Source organism: Prauserella sp. PE36, assembly GCF_003311655.1.
Lineage (GTDB): Bacteria > Actinomycetota > Actinomycetes > Mycobacteriales > Pseudonocardiaceae > Prauserella_A > Prauserella_A endophytica.
On the sequence record NZ_QEQT01000104.1, the window covers coordinates 1 to 3,742 of the forward strand.

Sequence of the window (3,742 nt, forward strand, 5' to 3'; positions counted from 1 at the left end):
TACCTGTTCGTAGCGAGCAAGGCCCAGCTCTTCGCTCATCACAAACCCGAGCATAGCCGGGGATGACCACAACTGACTTAGTTCACCCGGATAGCGGAGCGACATCATGACTTATGTTGAGTTAATGTGAGTCATCAAGTCGAAGAGGGAGCACATGAAGACCGCACGGATTACCAGTCGCCAGGCCCGCGAGACGGTCGACCTGGCGTTTGACCAGGACATTTGGAATGCCACGAGGGAGGAAGAGATGGCGGCGGAGGTCGCGGAGATCGATGCGTTGATCGAGGAGGTTGATCGCGAGTTGGCGGCGGAGGCGGGTGCGGCGGGGCACCGGGCGCTGCGTCCGTTCACCGATGTGGAGCGGGCTCGCCGGTCGCAGCGGCGGGCGGTGCGGGACGCGCTGTCGCTGCTGGACCGCAACGCGCTGATCGCAGGCGTGCAGTCGCAGGGCAAGAGCACGGCGGCGCTGGCGCTGTTGCTGGATGGAGAGGTGGCGGCCTGATGGGCAGGAAGGGCACGGATGTCGTGCACATCGGTAGGCGCTCGTGGTGGTCGGGCAAGGTCCGCACGTTGTGCGGCCTGGTCTATCTGCCCGGCAATGAGCAGGAGCAGGGCTGGTTTACGCGGATCACGTGCCCGGCCTGCAAGGCGGCCGAGAAGCGGGGTGTGCGGCTATGACCACACGGATCGCTGTTGCGGAGCCCGGTCCGGCGCACTCCGCCAAGACTGCCGCCGGACCGGGTGTCTCCAACCAGCCAGCACAGGACTCGAAGGGACACCTCATGGTAGGCGCCACCACCTGCTACTCGGAGGGGCTGCGGGAGGGCATCCGCCGCTACGGCGGCGACCTGGCCCGCGCGTACGGCTTCCTCGCGGCGGCTGTGCATGGTCATCTGCGCGGGGAGCGGCATCCGGAGTGGCTGGGTGTCGTGGTGGCCGAGCTGGACGCCGCGATGGCCGAGTCCGACGCGGTGGTCTACACGCCGCACCAGCTCAACGCGCTGATCGATCAGGCCACCGCTCCGCTGCGGGCCGAGCTGACCGAGCTGCGCGCCGAGAGGGGTGAGCGGTGATGGCTGCGGTGTCGCCGACGGGGTTGAAGCGGCTGGCGTGTGAGCGCTACCGCGAGGCCACCGGCCGTAAGTGGACCGAGGCCGACCGCCGTGAGCAGGAGCGGTGGCTGGCGAAGACGCTGCCGGTCATCCGCGCCGAGCTGGGCATCGCGCTGGAGGCGGAGTGGCGGGACGGGGCGTGGCAGGCGCCAGGCCAGTTCGAACTCTTCCCGACCAGTGAGGGGGCCGCGTGATGGGGATTCGGCAGCGGTTCGAGCGGTTCAAGCAGGACTTTCAGGCCTCCGGTGAGGCTTTGGAGCGCAATGTGCGGGCGGGCGAGCGTCGGCGAGCGCGGGAGCAGGAACGCCGTCGCGCGGCCGGTGGGTGCGCCACGGATAACTGCTCGCGCCCGGCAGAGCGGAATGGCTACTGCCGTCCGTGCTGGGGCGCGATCTTCGGAGGTGGCGCGTGATGACGGGACCCGAGCACTACCGCAGGGCCGAATGGCTGCTGGAGAAGGCTGCCAAGGAGGAACTCGGCAGCGAGTACGAGCGCTGGGCGCTGGCCGCTGCGCAGGTGCACGCCACGTTGGCGCTGGCCGCCGCGACCGCCCTGCACGCGGTGGAGAGCCGTGGGTGCGGCCAGATCGAGGCCAGGCAGTGGGCGGGCATCACCGCCCCGACCGAACAGCCGGGAGGTGAGCGGTGATGTCCACGTTCGATGTTCTGCGCCAGTACGGCACGGCGGCGCTGCTGCGCTTCGCCGGGGCGGTGGTGCTGTTCCTGGTCTTGCATCTGGTCCGCATCCCGCTGGTGCTCGCCGCGCGGGTGCTGGAGGTGGCCATGCGGCGCCTGGATGGGTTCGCCACGCGGCAGGCGAGCACGCCACCACGCAAGCCCGTCAACGACTTCTTCGCTGGTTCTGCGTCCACAAGGGAGGGTGCACGTGTCTACGCCTGAACTGCTGACCGCCGATGAGCAGACCCGCGCAGCGGACGAGCGGCGGCTGATCGTGTGGGAGAGCACGCACGCGCTGGTCGGCGCTGCTGCCGCGTCGGGGGCGCTGTGGCTGGTCACCGAGGCCGTCTCTGGCGGCTGGGTGGTCTGGTCGCTGCTGCTGCTCGGCGCCGTGGCCGCCGAGGCGCTGTATGCCGTGGCCGATCTGCTCGGGCTGCTGTTCTCCCGTCTGTTTGCGCGTGAGGAGGTGAAGGCCGGTGACTGAGTTGCAGCGTCAGGAGTTGGAGCGGCGCGCGGTGGCGAATGAGTACACGCGCACGGATGCGGCGGTGTCGTGGATCGGCTGGCACATCGGCGAGCTGGTCGCGGTGGGGTTGCCGCTGCTGCTCGCGGTCACCGTGACGTGGTGGCTGCTGGGGTTGTCGGTGCTGGCCGGGGGTGTGTGGGTGCTGCACGAGGCGCGTACCCGCCGCGAACAGCAGCAGGTGCGCCAGCAGGGCGCCCTGCCGCCCGCACCCGCCGACCAGGACGCCACGGACGACGAGACCGCCGGACAGGCCACTGAGGACGCCCGTGAGGGCAAGCGAGACAAGGGGGTGAGCGCATGAGCTGGGCCGAGCAGCGCCGCGCCGACCGCGCGGCAGCGGCCGAGCAGGCCCGCCTGGACGCCGACGCCGCGTCGGCGCGTCGGATCCGGGAGCGGGAGGCGCTGGCCGAGCAGGCCCGTCGTGATGAGCAGGCCCGCACGCAGCAGCGGCAGGCCGAGCGGGCCGAGCGGCGGGCGCGGCGGGGCGCGAAGCGGGCGGCGCTGCGCTCGTGGGCGGCCGCGCACACGGTGGATTTGCTGATCTACCCGGCGGTGCTGGTCGCGTTCGCGATGGCCGGGCCGTCGATGGCGGCCTACGGGGCCGAGGTCTACGGCTCCGCGCTGGGCTGGCTGCTGCCCGGCATCAGCGAGCTGCTGATGCTGGCGTTCGCGGTGGCGGTGCTCATCGCCCGGCGCACCGACCCGGCGCGGCCGGTGGGCATGTTGCAGGCCGGAGTCTGGGTGTTCGCCGCGCTGTCGGCCGGGCTGAACTTCCTGCACGGCCTCGATCAGGGTTGGTCGGCCGGGGTGGTGATGGCGATCGTGGCGGTGTCCGGGATCGCGGCCCACCAACTCACCCTCGCCACCCCGCCCCGCCCGGCGGCCGAGCGCGCGGCGGCCAGGATCGCGCGGCGGGAGGCGCGCAAGGTCGCCCGGGTGCGGCGGGCGGCGGTGCGGCACGCGGTCGCGGAGATCGACGCCGACGGCACCGCCCGCCTGGTCTACACCCCCGGCCGCTACGTGCTCACCGGACGGCGGGGGCGCCGTCTGGAGACCGCGATCGTGCCCGGCCTGCCCGTCGATCAGGACCCGACCAGCCCGACCGAGGTGGCCGACTGGGACACCGCCCTCGCCGATCTGCTCACCCGTGAGCGGTCCGTCGGCATGTCCGATCGGGACGCGGGCGACGACGAATCGACCCTGTTCCGCGGGGCGTCGGTGGACACCCTCGACCGGGACGCTGACCAGCCAAAATCGAACCCCGATCGAGCCCGGATCGGCGGGCGCGTGGGCCGGTCGATCGAGCAACTACGGGCCGAACTGCGCGCGGCGATCGAGGCCAACCCCAACGCGGTCGACCCCACCTCGGCGGAGTCCATCCGCAAGACCCTGCGCTGCTCGCCCCGCCGGGCGCGCCAGCTCCGTGA

Annotated in this window: 9 protein-coding genes; all 9 read left to right on the top strand. The window is 71.5% G+C overall.

The genetic code is table 11. From position 1 onward, the window contains the following. The first annotated feature begins 154 nt into the window (after positions 1 to 154). A complete protein-coding gene (locus tag DI005_RS33220; RefSeq protein ID WP_199543431.1) occupies positions 155 to 502 on the top strand; it encodes a hypothetical protein in 348 nt (115 codons plus the stop codon). Next, entirely contained in the window at positions 502 to 678 is a 177-nt protein-coding gene (locus DI005_RS38765) for a hypothetical protein (protein WP_199543432.1), read from the top strand. The genes DI005_RS33220 and DI005_RS38765 overlap by 1 nt, the downstream gene beginning before the upstream one ends. Next, the gene (locus tag DI005_RS33225) at positions 675 to 1,073 is read left to right on the top strand and encodes a hypothetical protein (RefSeq protein WP_147263925.1); all 399 of its coding nucleotides are present in this window, start codon (positions 675 to 677) and stop codon (positions 1,071 to 1,073) included. The genes DI005_RS38765 and DI005_RS33225 overlap by 4 nt, the downstream gene beginning before the upstream one ends. Further along, positions 1,073 to 1,306 (top strand): hypothetical protein, encoded by a 234-nt coding sequence (locus DI005_RS33230; protein WP_113644724.1) that lies wholly within the window; start codon positions 1,073 to 1,075, stop codon positions 1,304 to 1,306. Before DI005_RS33225 ends, DI005_RS33230 begins: the two co-directional genes overlap by 1 nt. 217 nt (positions 1,307 to 1,523) lie before the next feature. After that, positions 1,524 to 1,760, top strand: coding sequence for a hypothetical protein (locus tag DI005_RS33235; RefSeq protein ID WP_113644725.1), 237 nt, complete (start codon positions 1,524 to 1,526; stop codon positions 1,758 to 1,760). Continuing rightward, positions 1,760 to 2,011 carry a hypothetical protein gene (locus DI005_RS33240; protein ID WP_113644726.1) on the top strand — a complete coding sequence of 84 codons (252 nt, stop codon included), beginning with the start codon at positions 1,760 to 1,762 and terminating at the stop codon, positions 2,009 to 2,011. The genes DI005_RS33235 and DI005_RS33240 overlap by 1 nt, the downstream gene beginning before the upstream one ends. After that, on the top strand, positions 1,998 to 2,273 hold the full coding sequence (locus DI005_RS33245) for a hypothetical protein (RefSeq protein WP_112276437.1): 276 nt from the start codon (positions 1,998 to 2,000) through the stop codon (positions 2,271 to 2,273). Before DI005_RS33240 ends, DI005_RS33245 begins: the two co-directional genes overlap by 14 nt. Further along, complete coding sequence (locus tag DI005_RS33250; protein ID WP_112276439.1) at positions 2,266 to 2,616, top strand: hypothetical protein; 351 nt, start codon at positions 2,266 to 2,268, stop codon at positions 2,614 to 2,616. Before DI005_RS33245 ends, DI005_RS33250 begins: the two co-directional genes overlap by 8 nt. After that, positions 2,613 to 3,742 (top strand): hypothetical protein (locus tag DI005_RS33255; protein ID WP_113644728.1); only part of this gene is annotated, 1,130 nt, incomplete at its 3' end. The genes DI005_RS33250 and DI005_RS33255, both read left to right, overlap by 4 nt.